The 1,211-nt window shown below is 47.2% G+C and carries 1 protein-coding gene; it reads left to right on the top strand.

The features are described from left to right. Nucleotides 1-76: 76 nt before the first annotated feature. The gene (locus L3V27_RS23295) at nucleotides 77-1,210 is read left to right on the top strand and encodes a flagellin (protein ID WP_005393103.1); all 1,134 of its coding nucleotides are present in this window, start codon (nucleotides 77-79) and stop codon (nucleotides 1,208-1,210) included. The last annotated feature ends 1 nt before the right edge of the window (nucleotide 1,211 follow it).

The following is a 1,211-nucleotide window of genomic DNA, read 5'->3' as shown; positions in this document are numbered from 1 at the left end:
GTAACTTTGAGAGAACTACTTGGTTTTCCGAGACGTCGGAAACCGCTATACCGGAAAATCAATTGGAGAAATCACCATGGCAGTGAATGTAAACACTAACGTATCAGCGATGACCGCTCAGCGTTACCTAAACAACGCAAACTCAGCTCAACAAACTTCTATGGAGCGTTTGTCTTCGGGTTTCAAAATCAACAGCGCAAAAGATGACGCTGCGGGTCTACAAATCTCGAACCGTTTGAACGTACAAAGCCGTGGTTTGGATGTGGCGGTTCGCAACGCGAACGACGGTATCTCAATTGCACAAACCGCTGAAGGTGCAATGAACGAGACCACTAACATTCTTCAACGTATGCGTGACTTGTCTCTACAATCAGCAAACGGCTCAAACTCGAAATCAGAGCGTGTGGCGATTCAAGAAGAAGTGACCGCGCTAAATGACGAACTAAACCGTATCGCAGAAACCACTTCTTTCGGTGGTAACAAGCTACTAAACGGCACACACGGCGCGAAATCGTTCCAAATCGGTGCGGATAACGGTGAAGCAGTGATGCTTGAGCTAAAAGACATGCGTTCAGACAACAAAATGATGGGCGGTGTGAGCTACCAAGCTGAAAGTGGTAAAGGTAAAGACTGGAACGTTGCTGAAGGTAAGAACGACCTAAAAATCAACCTAACGGACAGCTACGGCCAAGAGCAAGAAATCAACATCAGCGCAAAAGCAGGTGACGATATCGAAGAGCTTGCGACTTACATTAACGGTCAAACTGACCTAGTGAAAGCCTCAGTAGACCAAGACGGTAAACTGCAAATCTTTGCTGGCAACAACAAAGTCGAAGGCGAAGTCGAGTTTTCAGGCGGCCTATCTGGCGAGCTAGGTTTGGGCGAAGGTAAAAAAGTAACAGTAGATACTATCGACGTAACCTCAGTTGGTGGCGCACAAGAATCTGTGGCTATCATCGATGCGGCACTGAAATACGTAGACAGCCACCGCGCAGAGCTGGGTGCATTCCAGAACCGTTTCAACCATGCAATCAGCAACTTGGACAACATTAACGAGAACGTGAACGCGTCGAAGAGCCGTATCAAAGATACTGACTTCGCGAAAGAAACGACTCAAATGACCAAGTCACAAATTCTATCGCAAGCGTCAAGCTCAATCCTTGCGCAAGCGAAACAAGCGCCAAACTCAGCGCTAAGTCTGCTAGGTTAAT

This window comes from Vibrio sp. J2-3(2022), assembly GCF_021725735.1.
Taxonomy (GTDB): Bacteria; Pseudomonadota; Gammaproteobacteria; order Enterobacterales; family Vibrionaceae; genus Vibrio; species Vibrio diabolicus.
The sequence above is the reverse complement of the archived record's forward strand: the minus strand, read 5'-3'. Positions and strand labels throughout refer to the sequence as shown.

What these genes read in the sequence shown, in the direction of transcription:
- L3V27_RS23295 (WP_005393103.1), top strand. Translation starts at nt 77, where the DNA reads ATGGCAGTGAATGTAAACACTAACGTATCAGCGATGACCGCTCAGCGT.